The 22,875-nt window shown below is 70.8% G+C and carries 17 protein-coding genes; 6 read left to right on the top strand and 11 right to left on the bottom strand.

What is annotated here, in order from left to right; genetic code table 11:
* Positions 1–2 precede the first annotated feature (2 nt).
* From E7Y32_RS10435 to E7Y32_RS10420, 4 genes are all read right to left on the bottom strand, one after another.
* On the bottom strand, positions 3–650 hold the full coding sequence (locus tag E7Y32_RS10435; RefSeq protein ID WP_146337055.1) for a M48 family metallopeptidase: 648 nt from the start codon (positions 648–650) through the stop codon (positions 3–5).
* The gene (locus E7Y32_RS10430) at positions 650–2,740 is read right to left on the bottom strand and encodes an ATP-dependent DNA helicase UvrD2 (RefSeq protein ID WP_146338494.1); all 2,091 of its coding nucleotides are present in this window, start codon (positions 2,738–2,740) and stop codon (positions 650–652) included. The genes E7Y32_RS10435 and E7Y32_RS10430 overlap by 1 nt, the downstream gene beginning before the upstream one ends.
* 202 nt (positions 2,741–2,942) lie before the next feature.
* The gene (gene nudC / locus E7Y32_RS10425) at positions 2,943–3,962 is read right to left on the bottom strand and encodes an NAD(+) diphosphatase (RefSeq protein WP_261382405.1); all 1,020 of its coding nucleotides are present in this window, start codon (positions 3,960–3,962) and stop codon (positions 2,943–2,945) included.
* Between the two features lie 177 nt (positions 3,963–4,139).
* Positions 4,140–5,390, bottom strand: a complete 1,251-nt coding sequence (locus E7Y32_RS10420) for an MFS transporter (RefSeq protein WP_146337053.1) — start codon at positions 5,388–5,390, stop codon at positions 4,140–4,142.
* 75 nt (positions 5,391–5,465) lie between these two features.
* On the opposite strand from E7Y32_RS10420, the gene E7Y32_RS10415 reads away from it, so the two are divergent.
* On the top strand, positions 5,466–6,002 hold the full coding sequence (locus tag E7Y32_RS10415) for a transcriptional regulator (protein ID WP_146337052.1): 537 nt from the start codon (positions 5,466–5,468) through the stop codon (positions 6,000–6,002).
* A 123-nt stretch (positions 6,003–6,125) separates the two neighbouring features.
* Positions 6,126–7,322, top strand: coding sequence for a macrolide 2'-phosphotransferase (locus tag E7Y32_RS10410; RefSeq protein WP_146337051.1), 1,197 nt, complete (start codon positions 6,126–6,128; stop codon positions 7,320–7,322).
* A 9-nt stretch (positions 7,323–7,331) separates the two neighbouring features.
* Here the strand turns inward: E7Y32_RS10410 and E7Y32_RS10405 are convergent, their stop codons facing one another.
* The 3 genes from E7Y32_RS10405 to E7Y32_RS10395 form a co-directional block, all read right to left on the bottom strand.
* Positions 7,332–10,754 carry an ATP-dependent DNA helicase gene (locus E7Y32_RS10405; RefSeq protein ID WP_261382620.1) on the bottom strand — a complete coding sequence of 1,141 codons (3,423 nt, stop codon included), beginning with the start codon at positions 10,752–10,754 and terminating at the stop codon, positions 7,332–7,334.
* Between the two features lie 101 nt (positions 10,755–10,855).
* Positions 10,856–14,095, bottom strand: coding sequence for an ATP-dependent DNA helicase (locus tag E7Y32_RS10400; protein WP_146338491.1), 3,240 nt, complete (start codon positions 14,093–14,095; stop codon positions 10,856–10,858).
* A gap of 95 nt (positions 14,096–14,190) precedes the next feature.
* The gene (locus E7Y32_RS10395; protein WP_146337049.1) at positions 14,191–14,607 is read right to left on the bottom strand and encodes an MGMT family protein; all 417 of its coding nucleotides are present in this window, start codon (positions 14,605–14,607) and stop codon (positions 14,191–14,193) included.
* A 130-nt stretch (positions 14,608–14,737) separates the two neighbouring features.
* Between E7Y32_RS10395 and E7Y32_RS10390 the strand changes: the two genes are divergently transcribed.
* The 4 genes from E7Y32_RS10390 (at position 14,738) to E7Y32_RS10375 (ending at position 18,365) form a co-directional block, all read left to right on the top strand.
* Positions 14,738–15,448 (top strand): 3'-5' exonuclease, encoded by a 711-nt coding sequence (locus E7Y32_RS10390; protein WP_146337048.1) that lies wholly within the window; start codon positions 14,738–14,740, stop codon positions 15,446–15,448.
* A gap of 273 nt (positions 15,449–15,721) precedes the next feature.
* Entirely contained in the window at positions 15,722–16,747 is a 1,026-nt protein-coding gene (locus E7Y32_RS10385; RefSeq protein ID WP_146337047.1) for a methionine ABC transporter ATP-binding protein, read from the top strand.
* Positions 16,747–17,418, top strand: coding sequence for a methionine ABC transporter permease (locus E7Y32_RS10380; RefSeq protein WP_146337046.1), 672 nt, complete (start codon positions 16,747–16,749; stop codon positions 17,416–17,418). The genes E7Y32_RS10385 and E7Y32_RS10380 overlap by 1 nt, the downstream gene beginning before the upstream one ends.
* Before the next feature lie 104 nt (positions 17,419–17,522).
* Positions 17,523–18,365, top strand: a complete 843-nt coding sequence (locus E7Y32_RS10375) for a MetQ/NlpA family ABC transporter substrate-binding protein (protein WP_146337045.1) — start codon at positions 17,523–17,525, stop codon at positions 18,363–18,365.
* Between the two features lie 113 nt (positions 18,366–18,478).
* Here E7Y32_RS10375 and hemL read toward each other — a convergent pair whose 3' ends face one another.
* The 4 genes from hemL to E7Y32_RS10355 are packed head-to-tail and all read right to left on the bottom strand — an operon-like array spanning position 18,479 to position 22,857.
* Entirely contained in the window at positions 18,479–19,810 is a 1,332-nt protein-coding gene (gene hemL / locus E7Y32_RS10370; protein WP_146337044.1) for a glutamate-1-semialdehyde 2,1-aminomutase, read from the bottom strand.
* Positions 19,811–19,823: 13 nt separating this feature from the next.
* Entirely contained in the window at positions 19,824–20,942 is a 1,119-nt protein-coding gene (locus tag E7Y32_RS10365; RefSeq protein WP_261382404.1) for an LLM class flavin-dependent oxidoreductase, read from the bottom strand.
* Positions 20,939–21,922: a porphobilinogen synthase gene (gene hemB, locus E7Y32_RS10360; RefSeq protein WP_146337043.1), complete on the bottom strand. Its 984-nt coding sequence runs from the start codon at positions 21,920–21,922 to the stop codon at positions 20,939–20,941. The genes E7Y32_RS10365 and hemB overlap by 4 nt, the downstream gene beginning before the upstream one ends.
* Positions 21,919–22,857, bottom strand: a complete 939-nt coding sequence (locus tag E7Y32_RS10355) for a uroporphyrinogen-III synthase (RefSeq protein WP_146337042.1) — start codon at positions 22,855–22,857, stop codon at positions 21,919–21,921. Before E7Y32_RS10355 ends, hemB begins: the two co-directional genes overlap by 4 nt.
* Positions 22,858–22,875: the final 18 nt, after the last annotated feature.

The raw sequence follows: 22,875 nt of genomic DNA, 5'->3' as shown, positions 1-22,875 counted from the left end.
CCTTAGCGGGCGGCGTCCTCAAGCTCGCCGGCGGCGTCGACGTCGTTAGCTGGGTTCCCGACGTCGTCTACCCCGGCCGGAAGGCCGCGTGCGGTGGCAAAGGAAACACCCTCAAGGAAGGCCTTGGCGCGTTCGGTTTCGGGATAGGCCGCGAGCAGCCGCCAGAACGCCGCATTGTGGGCCGCCACCAGCAGGTGCGCGAGTTCGTGCAGCAGCACGTAGTCAATGACCCACTGCGGCATTGGCTGCAGCTTGTGGGAGAGCCTGATGGTGCCCTCCGACGGCGTCGCCGAGCCCCAGCGCGAGTTCTGGTTTGTCACCCAGCGGACCGAGGTCGGGACGGCCCGGCCGCCGAGATACTTGGCCGAGAGCACGGACGCGTGCGCCGCCAGCTCCGCGTCGCTGCCGGCGCGGCGCGTGCCGGCGGCCTTGCGGCCCCGGGTCCCCTGCGCCCGGAGCTTCTCCAGCATCCGCTGCACCCATTCGCGCTCCTGGGCGCCGCTGAAGTGGGCGGGGATGGCGACGACGGCCGTGCCGTTTTCCCAGAACGCGGCCACGGTGCGGCGCCGGCGCGCCGAGCGGCGCACCTCCACGGGTGCGCCCTCGGCGGTGGTCAGCGAGGTGCTGCTGCGGTTCCCGGCGCCGGCCATCAGTGCGCAGAGCTTTCAGCCAGGACCGCCAGCACGGTTTCGCCGTATTTTTCCAGCTTCGAGGCACCAACCCCGGGCAGCGTGGCGAGCTGTTCCAGGGATTCGGGCCGCGCCTCGGCAATCGCGGTCAGGGTCGCGTCGGTGAAGACCACAAACGCGGGGACGTCGGCCTCCAGGGCCACCGTCTTCCGCCACTGACGCAGCGCATCGAAGGTCTGCTCCTCGTAGCTCGGCGGGCACTGGCTGCACCGGCCCACTTTCCGTTCGGCGCCGGAGGAAAGCATGCTGCCGCAGACGCGGCACGACGCCGGCGCGGCCGCCTTGCGCCGCGGCACGGCCCCCTTGCCGCGGACCGAGGAGCTGGCCACCGAGTCGGGCCGCAGCCCGTCCAGGAAGCGCGAGGGTTTGCGGTTCGCCCGGCCGCCGGGCGTCCTGGCGGTGGACCAGGACAGGTAGAGGTGCTCTTTGGCGCGGGTGATGCCGACGTAGAGCAGTCGCCGTTCCTCATCCACCGCCTCGGGGGTGTCCGCGAAGGAGATCGGCATCAGGCCCTCGCTGAGGCCGACGAGGAACACGGCCTCCCATTCCAGGCCTTTGGCTGCGTGCAGCGACGCCAGGGTCACGCCCTGCACGGTCGGGGCGTGTTGCGCCAGCGAGCGTTCCTGCAGTTCGTTCACGAAGTCCGCGAGGCTGAACTCCGCTCCCCTGCTGATCACCAGTTCGTCGGCGAGCGCCACTAGGGCGGCAAGGGATTCCCAGCGTTCCCGGAGGGCGCCGCCGCTGTGCGGGGCCGAATCCGTGTAGCCGAGAGAGGACACGATGTCGCGGACCAGCTGACCGAGCGGCTCCGGCGCCGCGGTTTCGGCAACGGCGCGGGTGGCGGCCCTCAGCTGCAGGATCGCGTCCCGGACTTCCTTCCGGGCGAAGAACCGCTCGCCGCCGCGGAGCTGGTAGCCGATACCGGCCGAGGCGAGCGCCTGCTCATAGGCCTCCGACTGGCCATTGGTGCGGAACAGCACCGCGATCTGGCTCGCAGGCGTCCCCGCGTCGAGCAGCGCCCGGATCTTCACGGCCACCGTGGCGGCCTCGGCCTCGTCGTCGGAACATTCGGTGAACTGCGGCACCGGGCCGGCGGGCCGCTGCGCCACAAGCTGCAGCGGCGCGGCCCAGGCGGCGTCCGCCACGGGTCCGCCGCTGCGCCGTCCGGCCAGCAGCTCGTTGGCCAGCTTCACCACCTGCGGGGTGGACCGGTAATCGCGGATCAGCTTGACCACCGTGGCGTCCGGGTACTGGCCCTTGAAGCCGAGCAGGTGCTTGGGCGAGGCGCCAGTGAAGGAGTAAATGGTCTGGCTGGCGTCGCCGACCACACAAAGATCGTCCCGGCCGCCCAGCCACAGCTCCAGGAGCCGCTGCTGCAGCGGCGACACGTCCTGGTATTCGTCCACCACGAAGTGCCGGTACTGCTCCCGGACGGTGGCGGCGACCTTGGGGTCCTCCTGCAGGATGCCGACGGTGATCAGCAGTACGTCCTCGAAGTCGATGACGTTCCGGTCCGTTTTGACGTCCTCGTAGGACTGGAACACCCGGGCGACGGCGGTCAGGTCGAACCCGCCGGGGGTGCCGCGGCCCTGGGCCTTTTCCAGGTAGTTGGCCGGGGTGAGCATGGACACCTTGGCCCACTCGATTTCCGAGGCGAGGTCCCGGATGGAGGCGCGGTCGGTGCTGAGCCGCAGCCGGCGGGCGGCCTCGGCGATCATCTGGGCTTTGTGGTCGAGCAGGTTCGGCAGCGCGCCGCCGACGGCCTGGGGCCAGAAGAACTGCAACTGGCGCAGCGCCGCGGCGTGGAAGGTGCGCGCCTGCACGCTGCCGACGCCCAGGTCGCGGAGCCGGCTGCGCATCTCCGCGGCGGCCCGTGCGGTGAAGGTGACGGCCAGCAGCCGCTGCGGGCTGTACACGCCGGAGTGCACCCCGTAGGCGATGCGGTGCGTGATGGCGCGGGTCTTTCCGGTGCCGGCGCCCGCGAGCACGCACATGGGCCCGTTCAGGGTGCTGGCGACCTCGCGCTGTTCGGCGTCGAGGCCGCCCAGGATCCGTTCCTCGAGGGAGCGGTTGTCCGGCGCCGCCGGTTCAGGGGCTGGTACCCCGGCGTCGGGCTGTCCGGCCGGGAAGGCGCTGGACTGGAAGATATCTGTGTTCACGTCTGCTGCTTAGTCGTTGAAGGGTGCGCGGCGGAGGCGCCGCAGGGTGGAGCGGGCGGGCGTGGCAGTGCCGAGGCGGGGTTTCACGGGGACCTCATGCGGTGTCCGCGCGGTCCTGGATGACGCCCCCGTACCAGTGCTCGATCAGGGCGCGGGCGATCGAGAGCCTGCTGGAGATCACGATTTCGCCGCTGAGCACCGCTTCCTGCAGTTCGGCACGGCTGAACCAGCGGGCCCGGGTGACCTCGACGCCGTCGGGCGTTGCCTCGGTGTCCGCCGTCGTCGCGGTGAAACCGAGCATCAGCGACGCCGGGAACGGCCAGGACTGGGAGCCGAGGTACTGCGACGCGGTGACCCGTACCCCCACTTCTTCGCCGATTTCGCGGATGACGGCTTGTTCGAGCGACTCGCCGGGCTCGACGAAGCCGGCCAGGGTGGAGTAGGTCCGCGAATCCAGCGGGCCTCCGCCGCCGAGCAGCACCCGGTCGTCCGGTCCGACGACGGTGACGATGATGGCCGGGTCCGTGCGGGGGTAGTGCTCGGAATTGTCCGCGGGGCAGCGCCGGACCCAGCCCCCGGCCTCCGGCACGGTCGCGGCGCCGCAGCGCGGGCAGTGGGTGTGGGTGGCGTGCCAGTTGGCGATGGCGCTGGCCTCGATGAACAAGGCGGTGTCGGTGGGGTCCAACTGCGCCGCGACCTCGCGGAAGCCGGCCCACTGCGCCCCGGCCGGGATGCCCTCGACGTGCTGCTCGAAAGGCTCGGCGCGGACCTCGAACTGCTCCGGCAGGATGAACAGCACGTACTGGGTTCCGGCGGCCGCGGAGGCCCCGGGAAGGGCCGAGCCAAGGTAGACCACCTGTTCCGGCGCGTAGGCGGTCCCCTGCAGCCGCGCGGCGAGGCCGGCAGCGTCCAGGAAGACGAGGCCTTCGCCGCTGACCAGCGCCTGGCGCCGCGAGAGGAGCATGGCCTGCACCCCGCTAGAGCCCAGCAGCTCCGCCAGCATGTGCGGCTTCATCCTGGCTGCGGAGCCGCGGTCGATCAGCGCGGGGCGCACCGGAAGAACGGTGTCCCGCAGCCGGTTGGCGGGCGGACTCTCGATTGCGGCGTGGGCCACCGCGGCCCGCTCAATGTTTTCCGTATTTGGCCCGGCAGTTTGGCCGGTACTTTGGCCGGTTCTTTGGCCCGGACCGGACTCCGGTGACTCCGCAAGACTCATGTACCCACCGTACCGACCCCCGCCGACAATTGACATTTCCCCGGGCCGGGCCGGCGTCCCGATCTCTGAACCAACTCAGGATTCGACGTCGGCGGCGGCAATAGCCTTGTCGGTGAGGACGGGCATCATCGCGAGCAGCCCGAGGGTAAGCAGCCCCATAATGCCGAACATGACCTGAAGCCCCAGCCACTGGGCCAGCAGGCCACCCGCTGCCGCACCGAGCGGCATGGTGCCCCAGGCGAGCAGGCGGTACGCGCTGTTGACCCTGCCCAGCAGGTGGTTGGGAACAATGCGCTGGCGCAGGGAGACGGTGATGATGTTCCACAGCATGACCAGCATGCCGCCCACAAAGAGAATGGGGCAAAGGACGTAAGGGTTGCTGGTCAGGGCGGGCGCACCCACGACCAGCGCACTCCCGAAGATCGTGAGCATCAGGGACTTCGACCGGCCCAGCCTGGCCTCCGCCCATTCGGAGCTGAAGGAACCAATGAAGGCGCCGAGGGCGGACGCCGTGAGCAGCAGGCCGAACCCCGCCTCGGACAGTTTCATTTCCGACGTCGGCCCCACGGCAAAGAGCACCAGGACCGCAAACGCGGCGCTGGATGCGAAGTTGAACACTCCCGTCATGACCGCGAGCGTGCGGAGGATCTTCTGGTGCCAGAGGAACCGCAGCCCCTCACCGATATCGAAACGCAACGTTGTCTTTTGTTCCCGCTCCATGCGGAAAGTCCCGGGGACCAGGAACAGGCAACCGACGGCGGCAAGCCACAGCGCCGCCGGCACCGCAAGACCCGCAACAACCCCCACGGCCACCAGCAGCCCGCCGAGCGGAGGGCCAACAAACTGATTGGCGGTGAGCTCGACGGCGTAGAGGCGGCCGTTGGCACGCGAAAGCTGATCCCGGTGTACCACCTGGGGCATGATCGACTGCGCGGAGGTGTCGTAGAGCGTTTCGGCCACCCCGACCATCAAGGCGACGACATACAGGGCCCAGATGGAGCCGAAATCCAGCAGGAGGGCGGCGACCAGGGCGGCGGGCAGCAGTCCCCGGCCGAGGTTGGCCCACAGCATAAGCCTGCGCCGGTCCAGCCGGTCGGCCAGCGCTCCGGCAGTCAGAGCGAAGACAAGCCAGGGAAGGGTCGCCGCCACGCTCAGCCCGGCAATCAGCGTGGGTGACTGCGTGAGCTGAATGGCCAGCAGCGGCAGGGCGATCTTGAAGACCCCGTCCGCGAGGTTCGACAACCCGGACGAGGTCCAGAGCTTCCAGTAGGACGCGCCCAGGGGCGCACGCTTCCGTTCCAGCAACAGCGCGCTTTGATCGGTCATAGCTGAACCATTCCGCATCGATTGAGAAAATTCAAGGGGATTGGAGTCCAGTACATCGGTTTGTAGGATGGGTCCATGAAAGAGCACAAAAGCGCGGAGGAAGAGAGGCCGGCTGCAAGCGCCCGGGAAATCAAGGCCCTGGCCCATCCGCTGCGCTTGCGGATCCTGCGCCTGTGCGGGTTGCACGAGCTGACCAACAAGCAGCTCGCCGACCGGCTGGGCCAGGATCCGGGGACCATGCTCTATCACGTGCGGCAACTGCTCGCCACCGGTTTCCTTGAACCCGCCGCGGTCCGCACTGGAGAAAGTGGCGCGCTGGAGAAGCCGTACCGTTCCACCGGGCGGTCCTGGCATCTGGACACCGCACTGGGTGAGGCTGGTCCGGACGGTCCGCTGGCACCGGTGGACGCGTTTCGGGAAGAGCTGACGGAAGCGGGGCCGGACGCACTCGCCAGCCTCTCCCGCTTCGTCCTGCACCTCTCCGAGGGCGATGCCGAAGACCTCCTCACGCGCATCCACGCCGTGCTGAGCGAATACACCGCCAGCGACCGGCAGCGGTCGGAGCAGCCCGCCTACGGCGGCATCTTTGTCCTCCACCGCTCGTCGGACTAGGCCTTTGGCCCTCGGCGGCACTGACCCCCCCCCCCCCCCCCCCCCGCCGCGAATTCGGGCCGATCTTTCAGACTCGCCGTGATACATCGCCGTCTTGGGCGCGGCTCAATCTACCGTGGAAGCGTGAGAAGAAAACCAATCGAACTGGCAGCGGTAGCAACTGCGGCAGTCCCCGGCCTGACCCCGACTGCCGTGAGCTCCGCGCCCGACGATCCGGCAGACTTCGACTCCGCCCTTCTCCTGGACACCGAGGGCAAACGCTGGCGGGTGCGTTCACCCCGGCACGCCGAGGCGAGTGCACGCCTGGAAACCGAGTTCCTGGTGCTGCGTGCCTTCACCCCCGGCATCCGAGCCGAACTCCCTTTCCTGATGCCCACGGTGGCCGGCACCGTCCGGCAGGGCGAGCTCAGCACGTTCGTCTACTCCCACCTTTCCGGGGCCACCCGTTCCGTCGAAGACCTCAGCGACGGCTCCGCGGCGCTGGCCAAGGAAGTCGGTGCCGCCCTCGCGGCGATCCATGACCTGCCGCACTCGCTGGTCAGCAACGCCGATCTGCCCAGCTACACGCCGAACGAGTTCCGCCAGCGCCGGCTTAATGAACTGGACCAGGCCGCCACGACGGGCAAGATCCCGCCCCTGCTGCTGCGCCGCTGGGAGCACGCGCTGGAGGACGTCTCGCTGTGGCGCTTCAACCCGAGCGTGGTGCACGGCGACCTCCATGAGGACAACCTCCTGGTCGACGGCGACCGGGTCACCGCGGTGACCGGCTGGACGGACCTGCGCATCGGGGACCCGGCCGACGACATGGCCTGGCTGGTCGCGTCCAACGACCAGGACTTTGTGGACACTGTCATCTCGCACTACTCCGCCAGCCGCCGGGAGGCGCCCGACGCCCACCTGCTGCGCCGCGCCGCGCTGTCCGCGGAGTTCGCCCTCGCGCAGTACCTGGTCAAGGGGCTCGCGGCCGGAAACCAGGAGATGACGGACGAGGCGGAGTCCATGCTGGCGGTGCTGGCCGAGGACGTCGCCGAGCACGGTGGCCAGCCGATCAGCGTGGAGCCGCTGCCCCAGCCCGCCGTGACGGTACAGCCCATCGTTCCGGAGGCCGACGGCGCGGCGCCCGGGCCGGACCCGCTGAACGCCGGGAATGCCGTGGCGGCCGTCCACGTCACACCGATCCCCCCTGACGAGGACCCCGGCACAGCCGAAGACAGCGCAGCCGGCGCGAGCCCAGCCGGCGAGAGGCCAGCCGGGGGCCCGGCCGTGGTGGATGACACCTCGACGACGGCCCTCACGGTGGTTCCGGCAAAGCAGGACTAAGGCACACCGTCAGGGTGTGGCGGTCCGTCCCAGGGCCGCGGCGACGATTTCTTCGAGCCGTTCCGCCGACCCCAGATCGTGCGGACGCACCACCTGGTTGTCGGCCACGTAGTAGAACGCTGCCCGGACGTCCTCGAGCGGGACGCCTTTGAGGCGGGACCAGGCCAGCCGGTAGACGGCCAACTGCACGGCCTTGGTCTTCAGTTGGCCGGCCGAGGGCCGGCGTCCGGTCTTCCAGTCCACCAGGTCCCAGCCGCCGTCGGCGTCGCGGAAAACCGCGTCGATCCGCCCGCGGACCACCACCTCACCAATCCGGGTCTCCACCGGAACTTCGACGTGCGCGGGCGCCCGGTGGGCCCACTCGGACCGGCGGAAGGTCTCCACCATGGCGTCCAGGCCGTAGGCCTCGTCAATGTGGTCATCCGAACCGGCCGCCTCCCCGAGGTCCAGCATGCCGGAGGTGCCGAAGTACTCCTCGACCCAGGCGTGGAAGGCGGTGCCCTTGCGGGCCGACATCCCTGGTTCGCGCGGCACGGGCCGCCGCAGCCTGGCCACCACGGAGGCCGCGTCGTCGTCGAGGTCCACCAGGGTGGAGGCGGAAATGTGGCCCGGCAGGTGCACGTCCTGGCCGGCGGTCCGCCGGGAGCGCCGGTCCAGCAGCGTGGCCGCCTCCTGCGCCCAGCCGCCGGCCGGACCGCGGAGCTGCCGCGCCCCGGCCGCTGCCGGTGCAGGCAGTTCGCCGGCGTCGGGCCGCTCCAGCCGCTCCAGCACCCGTGCGGCGGCGGCTTCCATGGCGGCCCGGCGGCCCGGCACCAGCCGCAGCCGCGCCCCGGTCTGCGGGTGGACGGGTCCCTCCAGCGGATCGTAGGGCCACAGGGCCAGCTCGAGCTCGGACGTCAGCGGGCTCTCCTCCGGGAGCGCATCCTCGGTGACGGAGAGCGGGTGGATCTCCGCCGCACCGGCCCCGGTCACTGCCTCGAGTTCGGCCAGGAACGGCGACATCTCCGCCAGGCCCGCCCGGGAACCGACCCAGGCCGCGCTGGAGACCCAGAGCACATGCTTAGCGCGGGTGTACGCCACATAGGCCAGCCGCCGTTCCTCGGCCTCGCCGTGGACCTGGACCGCGGCCTTGAAGTCCTTCTCCGCGTCGAGCCAGCCTTTCTGGTCCGGGTGCTCCAGGTCCCACTGCGGAAGGTCGGCGCGGTCCCCGCGCAGCGGCCACGGCAGCGCGGCCGAGCCGCTGCTCCAGCGGGAATCCCGGCTGCTTGGGAAAGCCCCGGCGTTCAGTCCCGGGACGAACACCACGTCCCATTCCAGCCCCTTGGAGGCATGCACGGTCAGCAGCTGGACGGCTTCGTGGTTGACCTCGGGGGCGGCGGCGTCAAGCCCGTTCTCCTCAGCGGCGGCCGCCTCCAGCCAGGCCAGGAACGCCAGCACATCCACCCGCTGCGAGGTGTGCAGGAACCCGGCCGCGGCGTCCTGGAAGGCGTCCAGGTTGCGCCGGGCCTGGTGGATACTGATGCCGGGCCGGGCGGCGACCTCGATGTCCAGCAGCATGGCGCGCTCCACCTCGCCGAGGAGGGTGCTGAGGTCATCGCCCATAAAGCTGCGCAGCTGCCGGAGCTCGGCCGAGAGCCGTTGCAGCCGGTGGTGGGCTTCGGGGCTCAGGCGGCGGCCGTGCGCGGACGTCCAGTCGGGCCGGGGCAGCCAGTCCAGCGCCTCGACGAGGCTCGCGGCGTCGGTGAGGTCCCCTTCGACGACGGTTCCGGCGGTGTCACTCTCCACGTCGGTGTCGGCGTCACTGTCATGCGCGCCCCCGGGGCGGCCGCGGCGCCTCGCCAGGAAGCTCGACCAGTCACGGAAGGCCATCAGGTCCGCGGGGCCGATCCGCCAGCGGGCGCCGGCGAGCAGCCGCATCAGGGAGTCTGAGCGGCCCGGGTCCGCCAGCACCCGGAGGGTGGCCACGAGGTCGACGATTTCGGGGGTGTCCAGCAGGCCGCCGAGGCCCACGATTTCGTAGGGAATCCCGCGGAGCTCGAATTCGCGGCGGACGCACTCCATCTGGGCGCGGCGCCGGCACAGCACCGCCATCGCCGGAGGTTCGGGGTTCTCCGCCTTCCCGGCGTCGAAGTCGGTCCGGCGGAACTTCAGCACGTCCGCGGCGATCGCCGCCGCCTCGTCCTCGTCCGTGCCGAAGCGGCCCATCACCACGCGGCCCTGGACCGCGGCCGGGCTGGGCTGCAGCGGCGGGACCGCCACGGATCCGGCGCTGTCCCGGGCGCCGGCGGCGCCGGCGTGGGCTGCCGCCTTGCTGAGCGGCGCGGAGATCACGTTGGCGGCGTCGAGGATGTTCCGGCCGTTGCGCCAGGCGGTGGTCAGGTACGACGTCGGCGCGACCGCGAACTTCGGCGGGCCGCCGGCGTCGCCGCCGTCGGCCTGGTCCACCCGGACCGGGAACTCACGGACAAAGTGGAAGAGCTGGCCCGCGGATGCGCCGCGGAAGCCGTAGATGGACTGGTTCGGGTCGCCCACCGCGGTGACGGCGTGGCCGCCGCCGAAGAGCCGGGAGAACAGCACGAGCTGGGCGTGCGAGGTGTCCTGGAATTCGTCCAGCAGTACCACTTTGTAGCGCCGGCGTTCGGTCTGCGCCGCCACCGGGATCTCGCTGGCCACGCGGGCAGCGAGCGCCACGAGGTCGCCGAAGTCCAGGGCGCCGCGGGCCCTTTTGGCCTCCGCGTAGCGGCCCACCATGTCCGCGACGCTGGCGCGGGTGCGCAGCAGCGCGCTGAGCTCCCCCGCGGCCTGGCTGGGGTTCTTCTTGGCCGTGGCGACGTACGGGAGCGCCTCGAACTCGGCCACCCTCTCCAGCAGCCAGCCGCGGACCTGGGCGGGGTCCTGCAGGTGTTCCGCACACTCCCCCGCAAGCTGGATAACGGCTTTGACCAGGGTGGACTTCGCGGAGCGGAAGTGCTGGTAGTCGCCATCGAACGCCTCCACCACCTCGCTCGCGAGCTGGAAGGACTGGGCCCCGCCGAGCAGCACCACATCGCGTTCGACGCCGAGCCGCAGCCCGTAGTCCGAGACGATGCCGCTGGCGTAGGAATGGTAGGTCGAGACCTTGGGTTCGAGCGCGTCGGTGCTCAGCAGCCCTTCCGGGAAGACCTTGTGCTCCGGGTCGGCCGCGGCAATCCGGGCCAAGGCGGCCAGCTTGGCCCGGATCCGGGTGGCGAGTTCACCGGCCGCCTTGCGGGTGAAGGTCACACCCAGCACCTCCTCCGGCCGGACCCAGCCGTTGGCGACCAGCCACACCACCCGGTCCGCCATGGTGGCGGTCTTGCCGGAACCGGCCCCGGCGATGACCAGCCGCGGTGCCAGCGGCGAGGAGATGATCAGCGACTGCTCGGCGGTGGGAGTGTTCTTCTCCCCCAGCATCGCCGAGAGCTCCTCGGGGCTGAACCGGGGTTGAGGCAGCGGTGCCGGCAGCGCGTCCGGCGCCTCTGCCGGGGTCTTGGCCGGGGTCTTGGACTCGACGCTCATTCGGTGACCTGCTTTCCGCGTGCGCACAGCGGGCAGACCTCCGGAAGCCTGCAGCCGTGGCCGCCGTGACCGCCCTTGGCGGGGTCGTGGCGGGCTTCGAAGGTGCTGCCGGACATGACGCGCGCGGCCTCGCCCACCAGCTCCAGCGCCCAGTTCGCCTCCGGGTCCAGCGGCGGTTGGCTCTGCACGCCGGGGCTCTTGGTGCTGGTGCCCAGCTGGGCCAGCACGGCGCCGCCGGGCAATGGCGGCGGGCCGTCGTCGGGGCCGGTAAACCCGCCGGCGAGGACGGCGGCCTGGTACGCGCCGAGCTGCGGATGGCGTTCCAGCTCGGCCTTGCCGGGCTGGCGCTTGCCGGTCTTGAGGTCCACGATCACCAGGCGGCCGTCGGCGTCGATCTCCAGCCGGTCAACCTGGCCGCGGAGCACGGCAGGACGGGCCGGCCAGGCTTCGTCCCCGGCGGGGGCATCTGGCGCGGCCACATCGGGCAGCTTCACCTCGAAGTCCTGCTCGACGCCCACCAGGCTCCGCCCTTCGCTGCGCATTACGAGCACGTACTGGGCGAGCTTGCGGACCATCGTCTCGGCCCGCTGGAAGTCCAGTTTGCCCTCCCAGTTGTCCTTCATCCCGAGCGAGGGCCAGCGTTTGACCAGTTCTGCCACGTATTCCCCGCCGGAGGCGTCCGGGAGGTCCTGGGCGATGGCGTGGACCAGGGTGCCCAGGCTCCGGGCGAAATCCGTCGCGGCCTCGCCGCCGGCGGCCTGGACGAACCAGTCCAGCGGCGACTTGTGCACGGTTTCGACCTTGGAGGGCGAGACGAAGACGGTGCTGCCGGGCGGCACCACGGGCTCGGTCGAGGACAGCGGCGCGAGGCCCCACCAGCTCTCGGGGTGGGCCCCGGGCACCGCGGGTTCAGCCGCGGCCAGGGCCCCGAGGACGGCGGCGGCCTCGGCCGCCTCGGCGGAGCCGCCGTCGAGCTGGGCGTACTGGCGTAGTTCGGCGACCAGCGCGCGCAGGGTCAGCGGCCGCTCCACCGCGGTGAAGCCGCGCCGGTCCTGGTCCGGGTGCAGGGGCGAGACGTAGTCCAGGAAGGAGGAGGGCTGTTCGTCCTCCGAGGACACGGCGGTGCAGATCAGCACCTCCCGGGCCCGGGAGACGGCGGTCGAGAAGCTGCGCAGCTCGTCATAGCGGATCTCGCGGAGCCGGCTCAGCGGATCGAGCTGAAGGGCGTACTCGACGCCGTGTTCGACGGCGTCAGCGAAGAGCGTGCTGCCCAGCAGTTCGCCGCGGAGCCGGGTGTTGGGCCACACGCCCTCCTGGAGCCCGGGCACAATCACCACCGGCCATTCGCGTCCGGCGGCGCTGGCCGGCGTCATCAGCTCCACCGCGTCCTCGAGCTGCGCCCGCGCCGCCAGGGTGTCCATCGGCAGTTCCTGGCTGAGGAGGTACTCGAGGAACTGCTCCGGCCCGGAACCCGGAAGCTGGTCCACGTACCGTTCGGCCGTGTGGAACAGCGCCATCATGGCGTCCAGGTCCCGGTCCGCGCGGGCCCCGGCCGCACCGCCGGCCAGGGCGGCCTCGGTCCAGCGGCCGGCCAGCCCGGTGGAGTGCCACAGGGCCCACAGCACGGTTTCGGCGTTGCCGCCGGGCGCCTCGGCGGCCTCCCGGCCGGCCCGGATCATCCGGGCGACGCGGCGGGCGGACTGCCCCTCGATGCCCAGGGTGGCCAGGGCACCAGGCTCCAGCAGCGCCTCCACCAGCAGCGCGTCGCTGGTGCGGCCGCCGCCGCCCAGCAGTTCCTCCCGCCGCAGGGACTGGCGGAGCCGGCGCAGTTCGATCGAGGTGGCGCCGCCGATCCGGGAGGTCAGCAGCGAGACGGCGGCTTCGGGGGAAAGTGTCTCCGGGTCCAACGCAACTGCGTAGGCGTCCAGCAGCGGGCGGACGGCCACCTCGTCGCGGACCGCGGATTCGGCGACCGGGATCCGGACCGGGATGCCTTGGCCGGCCAGGTGGCGCTGCAGCTGGCTGAGCTGTCCGCCGTTGCGCACGATCACGGCGATCTCACCAAGGTCCCGGCCGTCGTTGAGCTGGGCTTCGAGGATCCGCTGCGCCACATAGCGCAGTTCGTGCACCGGGGACGGCAGCAGGTGCGCCTCAACAACACCGTCGACGGCGCCGTCGTGACCGGGGGCCGGCTGCTCGAGCCGGCGCGCCGAGGTGCCGCCGGAGCGCAGCGAGATCCGCTCCGCGACGGACTGCCAGGCCTGCGCGACGGCGGGGGTATGGCGGTGCGCGGTCCACAGCGGCCGATCCAGCACGGCGCCTCCGCCGGCGGGGGCGAGCAGCCGGGGTAATTCGGCCACCAGGTCAGGCCGCGCGCCGCGGAAGCCCTGCACCACGGTGTCCGGGGAGGACGTAACGATGGCGTCCTTTCCCGCGGCGATGTCCGCCAGGAGTTCAAACACGGCCGGGTTCGCCTCCTGGATGTCATCCACGAGGATCAGCTGGAGCCGGTCCCGTTCGGCGGCCAGGAAGTCCGGGGCGTCCTGGAAGATCTGGCGGGCGGCCGTGATGATCCCGGCCGGGTCGAAGGATTCGGGCATCCGCAGGTCCAGGACATCGCGGTACTCGGCGTAGAGGGCCGCCGCGGCGGTCCAGTCGGGCCGGCCGCAGCGCCGGGCGAGGGCCGCGAGGTCCTCGGCGGTCCGCCCGGATTCGATGATCCGGTCAAAGAGCTGGCGGACCTCCTGCCGGAAGCCCCGGGTCTGCAGCGCGGCGCCCAGGTCCTCCGGCCAGGGCAGCTCCAGTCCGGGCTGGGCGTGGCCCTCGAGGAGTTCCTTGATGATCAGGTCCTGTTCGGGGCCGGAGAGGAGTTTCGGCGCGCGCGGCAGGGGCAGGATGCCCTCGGCCTTGGCCCGCCGGATCAGATCGAACGCGTACGACGCCCAGGTGCGCGCCGGCGTCGTGCTCAGGCTGCGGTCCAGGCGCGCGGTGAAGCGGTCGCGCAGTGCGTCCGCGGCGAGCCGGCCGGGGGCCAGGATCAGCATCCGCTCCGGGTCCAGCCCGTCGCGCTGGGCGCGGCGGACCGCCGCCTCGACCAGGACGGTGGACTTTCCGGTGCCCGGTGCGCCCGGGACCAGCACCGGGCCGGAACCGTGCGCGACGTCGACGGCGGCCCGCTGGTCCGCGGACAGGACCGGGACGGCACCGTGCTGCGTGCGGGGCGGGAGCAGGCGCAGGCCGGCGCGGTGCGGTGCGCTCTTGCCGGGACGGGTCTGGCTGGGAACGGTCTGGCTGGGAACAGTCTGGCTGGGAACGGTTGGGCTGGGGCTACTCACACGGACATTTCATCAGTGGGGACAGACAATGTGCGCAGCTCCCGCTCGAGTCGCACGGCGAGGGCGTCGATCTGCTCGAACTCCTCCTCGGTCGGCGCCCAGCGGGCCGCCGCCAGGTCAACCCGCCAGCGGCCTTCCCCGGTGCGCTGGTACGCCAGGTAGCTGCCGTGCAGCGGGGTGCCTTCGGCCAGGTAGAGGCCCAAGGCCTCGCGTTCGTGGCCGGGCGGGGCGTCCCCGTTGGCCTTGAGGATCCGCCACCAGGGCACGGCGCTGCCGTGGTGGCTCATCACCGAGCCGACCTGGCGGGGGCCGCCGGCACCGAGGAGTTCGGCCACGTCCCCGTAGGCGACGGCGGTACCCGCCGGCACCATCGCCGCGAGTTCCAGCACCGCCTCCACATACTCCGTCCGCATGGACCAAGGTTACCGTTGCCGACTGGTGTCCGGGCGCCGCCGGCCGCCGCCGGCCGACCGGCGGAACTCCCTCTGTAGGGGCTCTGCGGGGCAGCGCAAAACTGTCGGCGGCAGCAGGTAGCGTTGAAGCATGAGCACCTGGCACACCCTTCCCCGCGCAGCATTCGACCTCGAAACAACCGGCCGGAACTCGCGCTCCGCGAGGATCGTGACCGCCTCGGTGACCGTGGTGGACGCCGACGGCTCGGTCATCAAGGAACACGAGTGGCTGGCCGACCCCGGGGTGGAGATCCCCACCGAGGCCAGCGACATCCACGGCGTCACCACCGAGCAGGCGCGCCGCGAGGGCCGGCCTGCCGCCGAAGTGACCCGGGAACTGGCGGCGGTCCTGCAGGAGCTGTTCGATGCCGGGGTGCCGGTCATTGCCTTCAACGCCAGCTACGACTTCACCGTCCTGGCCGCCGAGTCGGCCCGCTACGGCGTTCCCCAGCTGAGCCGCTTTCCGGTCCTGGACCCGTACATCATGAACAAGCAGGTGGACCGCTACCGCAAGGGCAAGCGGACGCTGACCGCGCTCTGCGAGGAGTACGGCGTAGGCCTCGACAATGCCCACACCTCCGCGGCGGACGCGCTGGCGACCCTGCGGGTGCTCGACGCGATGGCCGGAAAATTCCCCAAGCTGCGGATGCCGGCCAGCCACCTCCACCAGCTCCAGGTCGAGTGGGCCTCCGCCCAGGCCGCCGATTTCCAAAGCTACCTGCGCAAGACCAAGCCCGCCGCTGTGATCGAGGGCGACTGGCCGGTCCTGCCGCCCGAGGATGCCAGCCGGGGCGACTTCTAGCCCGGCGCCCGCTTCCCCGGCAACCCACTGGGACGGAGATCACAGCGGGTTCGCCCGGGACTGCGGCCCGGTCCTGCCGTGCGGGATTCCGCCGCCGGAACCGTACCGGGCGCTATTCCCGACGGCCGGACCGCACAACAGAATTATCTTCACCCGTTTTCCCTTTGTGACGAACGTGATGCGTGAGTGGATGCCTTTTGGCGCCGCTGACATAATTTAGTTCAGAAGAGGGCGTGTGTTATGTCGCGCCCAGACCCGACCGCCAAGGGATAAATGATCACAGTTACCGACCTTCGCAAGGTCTACCGGCAGGGCAAGAAGGAAGTGGTGGCACTCGACGGCGTCACCCTCGCCGTGCCGAAGGCTTCGATCCACGGGATCATCGGCCATTCCGGCGCCGGCAAGTCGACGCTGGTGCGCTGCCTGACCCTGCTGGACCGACCCACCTCCGGGTCCGTCAGCATCGACGGCACCGAGCTCAGTTCCGTGCGGGACTCGGAGATCCGTGCTGCCCGGCGGCGCATCGGCATGGTGTTCCAGCATGCGAACCTGATGGATTCCCGGACCGCGGCCGGGAACGTGGCGCACCCGCTCGAACTCGTCAAGACCCCGAAGGACCGGATCCGGGCCCGGGTGTCCGAGCTGCTCAAGCTGGTGGGGCTCGAGGGCTTCGAGAACGCGTACCCGTCCCAGCTTTCCGGCGGCCAGCGCCAGCGCGTCGGCATTGCCCGCGCCCTCGCCTCGGACCCCGAGGTGCTGCTCTGCGACGAGCCCACCTCGGCCCTGGACCCTGCCACCACCGAGGAGATCCTGGACCTGATCCGGGACCTCACCCGGCGGCTGCAGCTCACGGTGCTGATCATCACCCACGAGATGAACGTCGTGAAGCGCGTCTGCGACTCCGTCTCGCTGCTCTCCCGCGGCCGCATCATCGAACACGGCGCCCTGCAGGACGTGGCCGGCGAGCTGGACAGCAAGCTCGCCCGCGCCCTGCTGCCGCTGCCGCCCTCGGAACCCCTGCACGGGGCGCTGCAGCGCGGGCCGGTGCTGGAGATCCTCTTCTCCGGCGACAGCGCCAAGGAACCCGTGCTGACCGGCGTCGCACGGCACTTCAACATGGACTTCAACGTCCTCGCCGGCAGCGTCGAGACGCTCGGCGGCCAGCAGTTCGGCCACCTCCGTGTGCAGCTCGCCGAAGGTTCCGACGTCGACGCCGTCCTGCGCTACCTGCACGACCGCGGCATCAGCGCCAAGCGCGTGGCCGCCGCTGCGGCTCCGGCGGAAGAAGGAGCGAACTAATGAACGACATCTTCGGCAACCCCGTCCTGGCCAAGGCCCTGCCGGACGCGATCGTGGAGACCCTCCAGATGGTCGGCATCTCCGCGTTCTTCACCGTCCTCATCGGCCTGCCGCTGGGCGTCTTCCTGCACGTCACGGCCCCCGGCGGCCTGCGCCCGATGCCTGTCACCAACCGGATCCTCAGCGACGTGATCGTCAACATCACCCGCTCCATCCCGTTCGCCATCCTGATGGTGGCCCTCATCCCGCTGGCGCGCGCCCTCACCGGGACGAGCCTCGGTCCGATCGCGGCCTCGGTTTCACTCTCCATCGGCACGATCCCCTTCTTCGCCCGGCTGGTGGAATCCTGCCTGCGCGATGTCCACCACGGCAAAATCGACGCCGCCCAGGTGATGGGGTCGACCACCATGCAGGTCATCAGCAAGGTGATGCTGCGCGAATCCCTGCCCGCCCTCGTTGCGGCCGCCACCACCACGGTGGTGACCCTCGTCGGCTACTCCGCGATGGCCGGCCTCGTCGGCGGCGGCGGCCTCGGCAAGCTGGCCTACAACTACGGCTTCCAGCGCTTCGACGTCACGGTCATGATCGTCACCATCGTCCTGATCGTCGTCCTCGTCCAGGTCATCCAACTCGTGGGCGAGCGGATTTCCCGCAGCCTCGACCACCGCTGACCTAAAACCATTCCCAGCCTTGCAGCGGGTAGCCGCCCTCTGCATCTGCGCGGACCACGGCCCCGCCGTCGGGTTCTCCGCCTCTTTCGAAAGGAACGCATCGAATGCGTAAGTCACTCACCCTCCTGGCCACCGGCATTGTCACTGCCCTGGCGCTGACGGCTTGCGGTGGTTCGTCCACCCCCAGCGCCCAGGTCACGACCCTGGATCCGGCCAAGCCCGCCACACTCAAGGTCGGCGCCAGCCCGGTCCCGCACGCCAAGATCCTCGAATTCATCAACCAGGAGCTCGCCCCCAAGGCCGGCCTGAAGCTGGAGATCAAGGAAATCGAGGATTACCAGACGCCGAACACCGCGCTGAGCGACGGCTCCCTGGACGCCAACTTCTACCAGCACCTGCCGTGGTTCGAGGACCAGGTCAAGACCAAGGGCTACAAGTTCGGCCACGGCGGAGGTGTCCACATCGAGCCGTACGCCGCGTTCTCGGAGAAGGTCAAGAACATCAAGGACATCAAGGACGGAGCCAAGGTCGCCATCACGAACGACCCGTCCAACCAGGTCCGCGCGCTCAAGGTCCTCCAGGTCGCCGGCCTGGTCAAGGACATCAAGGACGACACCTCGGTGCTGACGCTCAGCGACGCGCAGAACCCCAAGAAGCTGAAGTTCTCCGAGAACCAGCCGGAACTGCTGATCAACGACCTCAAGGACCCGTCCGTGGACCTGGCCCTGATCAACGGCAACTTCATCCTCAAGGCCGGCCTGAGCACCAAGAACGCCCTGGCCGTGGAGTCGGTGGACAACAACCCGTACGCCAACTTCCTGGCCTGGCGTGAAGATTCCAAGGACGACGTCCGGATCAAGAAGCTCGACGAGCTGCTGCACTCCCCCGAGGTCAAGGCCTTCATTGCGAAGGAATGGCCCAACGGCGACGTGACCCCGGCCTTCTAGGCCCCGGCCTTAAACAACTTTCGGCACCCGCTGCGGCGGGTGCCGAAAGTGTTTAACGACGACGACGGCGGCGGCGCCCACGACCAAGCGGCCGCAAGTGGCCGCCGGTGTGCCTAGGCCGTCGCGGCCGCCGCGGCCTTCGCCGCGGCCGGCAGGGCGTCGAAGATCCGGTTCATCGCCGCGTCGTCGTGCGCGGCGGAGAGGAACCAGGCCTCAAACACCGACGGCGGCAGGTAGACCCCGGAGTCCAGCATCGAGTGGAAGAACGGCGCGTAGCGGAAGACGTCCTGGCCCTGGGCGTCGTCGTAGTTGTGGACGCCGCGGGCCGAGGTGCCGAAGGCCACGGAGAACAGGTTCCCGGCGCGCTGGATGGAGTGGTCCACGCCGGCGGTGTCCAGGGCCGAGGACAGGGCGCCGGAGAGTTCCAGCGACCGGGCGTCGACGAACGAGTAGACCTCGGGCGTGGCGTGGGTCAGGGTCGCGACGCCGGCGGCCATCGCCACCGGGTTCCCGGAGAGGGTGCCGGCCTGGTAGACCGGGCCCACCGGGGCGAGGTAGTCCATCACGTCGGCGCGGCCGCCAAGGGCCGCCGTCGGCATGCCGCCGCCGATCACCTTGCCGAAGGTGAGCAGATCCGGGGACCAGGGTTCGGCGGCGCCGGCCGCCCCGCCGGTGAGGCCCCAGTAGCCCGAGTAGCCGGTGCGGAAGCCAGTGAGGACCTCGTCGAGGATCAGCAGGGCGCCGTGCTCGCGGGTGATCCGGGCCAGGCCGGCGTTGAAGCCCTCGCCCGGGGTGACCACACCCATGTTGGCCGGCGCGGCCTCCGTGATGACCGCGGCAATGTTGGGACCATGCGCCGCGAAGGCGGCTTCGACGGCGGCCAGGTCGTTGTACGGCAGCACGAGGGTCTCGGCGGCCGTGGCGGCGGTGACGCCGGCCGAGCCGGGCAGCGCGAGGGTCGCAAGGCCGGAGCCGGCGGCGGCGAGGAGGCCGTCGAGGTGGCCGTGGTAGCAGCCGGCGAACTTGATCACCAGGTTGCGCCCGGTGTAGCCGCGGGCCAGCCGGATGGCGGTCATGGTGGCCTCGGTGCCGGTGGAGACCATCCGGACGCGTTCGGCGGCCGGGACGCGTTCCTGGACGATCGCGGCGAGGTTGGCCTCATCCGGGGTCGAGGCGCCGAAGGAGAGCCCGCGGTCGACGGCGGCGTGGACCGCCGCGAGGACGGCCGGGTGGGCGTGCCCCAGCAGGGCCGGGCCCCACGAGCACACCAGGTCGACGTACTCGGCGCCGTCGGCGTCGGTCAGGTACGGGCCCTTGGCGGAGACCATAAAGCGCGGGGTGCCGCCCACCGAGCCGAAGGCCCGGACCGGCGAGTTGACGCCGCCGGGCATCAGCCGGCGGGCGCGGTCGAAAAGTTCCTCGTTGCGAGGGTGGCTGGAAGTCATGGTTCCTATTCTTTCAGTGCTTATCCGGTGCCGGCGCCGCACCGGCCAGCAGGGCGGCCACCCGCGGTGCCACCTCGGTGCCGAACAGCTCGATGGAGCGCATCATGGCGGCGTGCGGGAGCGTGCCGTTGCTGTACTTGAGGTCAAAGCGGTCCACGCCCAGGTTCCGCTTGAGCAGGGCGATCTTGGCGGCGACCGTTTCGGGTGAGCCGACGTAGAGTGCTCCTTCGGGGGTGCACAGGTAGTCGAATTCGGCGCGGTTGCCCGGGCCCCAGCCGCGCTCGGCGCCGATCTGGTTGCGCTGGGCCAGCCAGTGCGGGAAGAACTCCTCCCGCGCGTCCTCGTCAGTGGCGCCGACGTGCCCGGGCGAGTGCGTGGCGACCTGCTGCATCGGGTGGCCGTATTTGGCCATGGCCTCGCGGTAGAGGTCCGCCAGCGGGCCGAAGGAGCGGGGTGTGCCGCCGATGATGGCGAAGATGATCGGGTAGCCGTATTCGGCGCAGCGCAGCACCGACTCGGGGGTGCCGCCGACGCCTATCCAGGCCGGGAGCAGGTGGTGTTCCAGCGGCGGGTAGACGCTGAGCCCGTTGATGGGGCGGCGCGTGCGGCCCTCCCATTTGATGGGTTTCTGCGCGCGGGCCTTGTCGAAGAGCTCGAGCTTTTCCTCGAACAGGACCTCGTAATCGGCCAGGTCCAGTCCGAACAGCGGGAAGGACTCCACGAACGAGCCGCGGCCCAGCATGACCTCGGCCCGGCCGTTGGAGATGGCATCGACCGTCGCGAAACGCTGGAAGACGCGGATCGGGTCATCGGAGCTGAGCACGGTCACGGCGGAGCCGAGCCGGATGCGCTTGGTGCGGGCGGCCGCCGCGGCAAGGAACACCTCGGGTGCGGAGACCGCGAAGTCGCGGCGGTGGTGCTCCCCCACCCCGAAGGCGTGGAGCCCCACCTCGTCGGCGAGCTCGGCCTGCTCCAGGAGCTGCCGCAGCACCTGCGCGTGCGGGACGGGGTGCCCGTCGGGGAACAGGCCGACGTCGCCGAAGGTGTTCAGCCCGAGCAGGATCGCCTCAGGGCCCACGGGGGCGGTGGGGTTGGCGCCGGACGCCGGGTCCGGCAGGGCCGGGGCGCTCACCGGGTCTCCTTCAGCCAGCTGGCGAGTTCGCTCGCCCAGTAGGTCAGGACCATGTTGGCGCCGGCCCGTTTGATGCCGAGCACGGATTCGGTGATGGCGGCCCTGCGGTCGATCCAGCCGTTCGCGGCGGCCGCCTCGATCATCGAGTACTCGCCGGAAATCTGGTAGGCGGCCACCGGCACCGGGCTCATGGCGGCGACGTCGGCGAGGATGTCGAGGTAGCTCATGGCGGGTTTCACCATCACCATGTCGGCGCCTTCCTCGAGGTCCAGTTCCACCTCAAGGATGGCTTCGCGGCGGTTGGCGGCGTCCATCTGGTAGGTGCGCCGGTCCCCGGTCAGCTGCGAGTCGACAGCCTCGCGGAACGGGCCGTAGAACGCGGACGCGTACTTGGCGGCGTAGGCCACGACGGCGGTGTTGGCGTGGCCTGCCTGCTCCAGCGCCTGCCGGATCACGGCGACCTGGCCGTCCATCATGCCGGAGGGCCCCAGCACGTGCGCGCCGGCCTCGGCCTGCGCCACGGCCATCTGCCCGTAGATCTCCAGGGTCGCGTCGTTGTCCACGTAGCCGTGCTTATCCAGGACGCCGCAGTGGCCGTGGTCGGTGAACTCGTCGAGGCAGACGTCGCTCATGATGACCAGCTCGTCGCCGACCTCGGCCCTGACGTCCCGGATGGCCTTGTTCAGCACACCGTCGGGGTCCAGCGATGCGGTGCCGCGGGCGTCCCGTTCGGCGGGGACACCGAAGAGCATGATGCCGCCGACGCCCAGCTGCACGGCCTCGGCGGCGGCGCGTTTGAGTGAGTCGGTGGTGTGCTGCTGCACGCCCGGCATCGAGGCGATCGGGTTCGGCTCGGTGAGGCCTTCACGGATGAACGCCGGGAGGATGAGTTCGGCGGCGGCGAGGCGGTGTTCGGCCGTCAGCCGGCGCATGGCGGGCGTGGTGCGGAGCCGGCGGGGGCGGTGGGTCGGGAAGCTCATGGCTGGTCCTTCACGGTCTGCGGGTGGACGGGAGGGTGGGCTTGGCGGTCCGGGGCCGGGTGGCCCGGGTCCAGGGCTGCGATGACGGCGGCGACGAGGCCGGAGACGGTGGGTTGTTCGGCGACGGCGGCAACCGGCAGGCCCAGGGTCCGGGCCTCGGCGGCGGTCGACCGCCCGATCGCCACGAGGCGGCACTCCCCCAGCGGCGCGAGCCCGGCATGGACCCGGCGGGCGGCGCTCGGTGAGGCGGCGACGACGGCGTGCAGGGTGCCGGCGTCGACGGCGGCTTTCGCTTCGGCCGGGGTGAGGACCGCGGCTGCGTGCTCCGGCTCCGCGGGCGCGGCGGTCCCGGGCAGGCCGCGGCGCGGGTCCGCCGGGTAGTCGACGGTGTGGTAGGCGGTGACAACCTGGACCGAGGCGCCGCGCGCCTCCAGTCCGCGGCGGAGCCGCGGGTCGGCGATGTCGGCCTGCGGCAGCAGCACACTGCCCTGGCTGCGCGGCCAGATGTCCAGCAGCCCGGCTCCGGACTGCTGTCCGGCGGGGGCGAGATCCACGGGGATGTCGAGGGCTTCGAGGACGCGGCGCGTGGCCGGCCCGACGGCGGCGACCTGCAGGTTCCCCGGCAGCCAGGCGCTGAGGGCGGCACCGCGTTCGGCCGCCTTCGCCTCGAGCACCTGGACCGTGGTGACGCTGCTGACCACCAGCCAGGAGTAGGCGCCGGCGCCGAGCGCGTCGAAGGCCACGTCCAGGGAGTGCTGGTCAGAGGCGGTTTCAAAGTCGATGAGCGGCAGCAGCAGCGGCTCGGCGCCGGTGCCGCGCAGCGCGGACACCAGCGCGCCGGCCCGGTCCGGGCTCCGGGTGACCAGGACCCGGGCACCTTCAAGCACCCTTGGCCCGTTCCCGTCCGGCCGGGCATTGGCGCTGCGGCGTCCCATCAGAGCGGAATCCGTCCG

The sequence above is a fragment of the Arthrobacter sp. UKPF54-2 genome (assembly GCF_007858535.1).
Taxonomy (GTDB): domain Bacteria; phylum Actinomycetota; class Actinomycetes; order Actinomycetales; family Micrococcaceae; genus Arthrobacter.
Note: the sequence above shows the minus strand (reverse complement) of the source record. Positions and strands in the feature narration are given on the sequence as shown.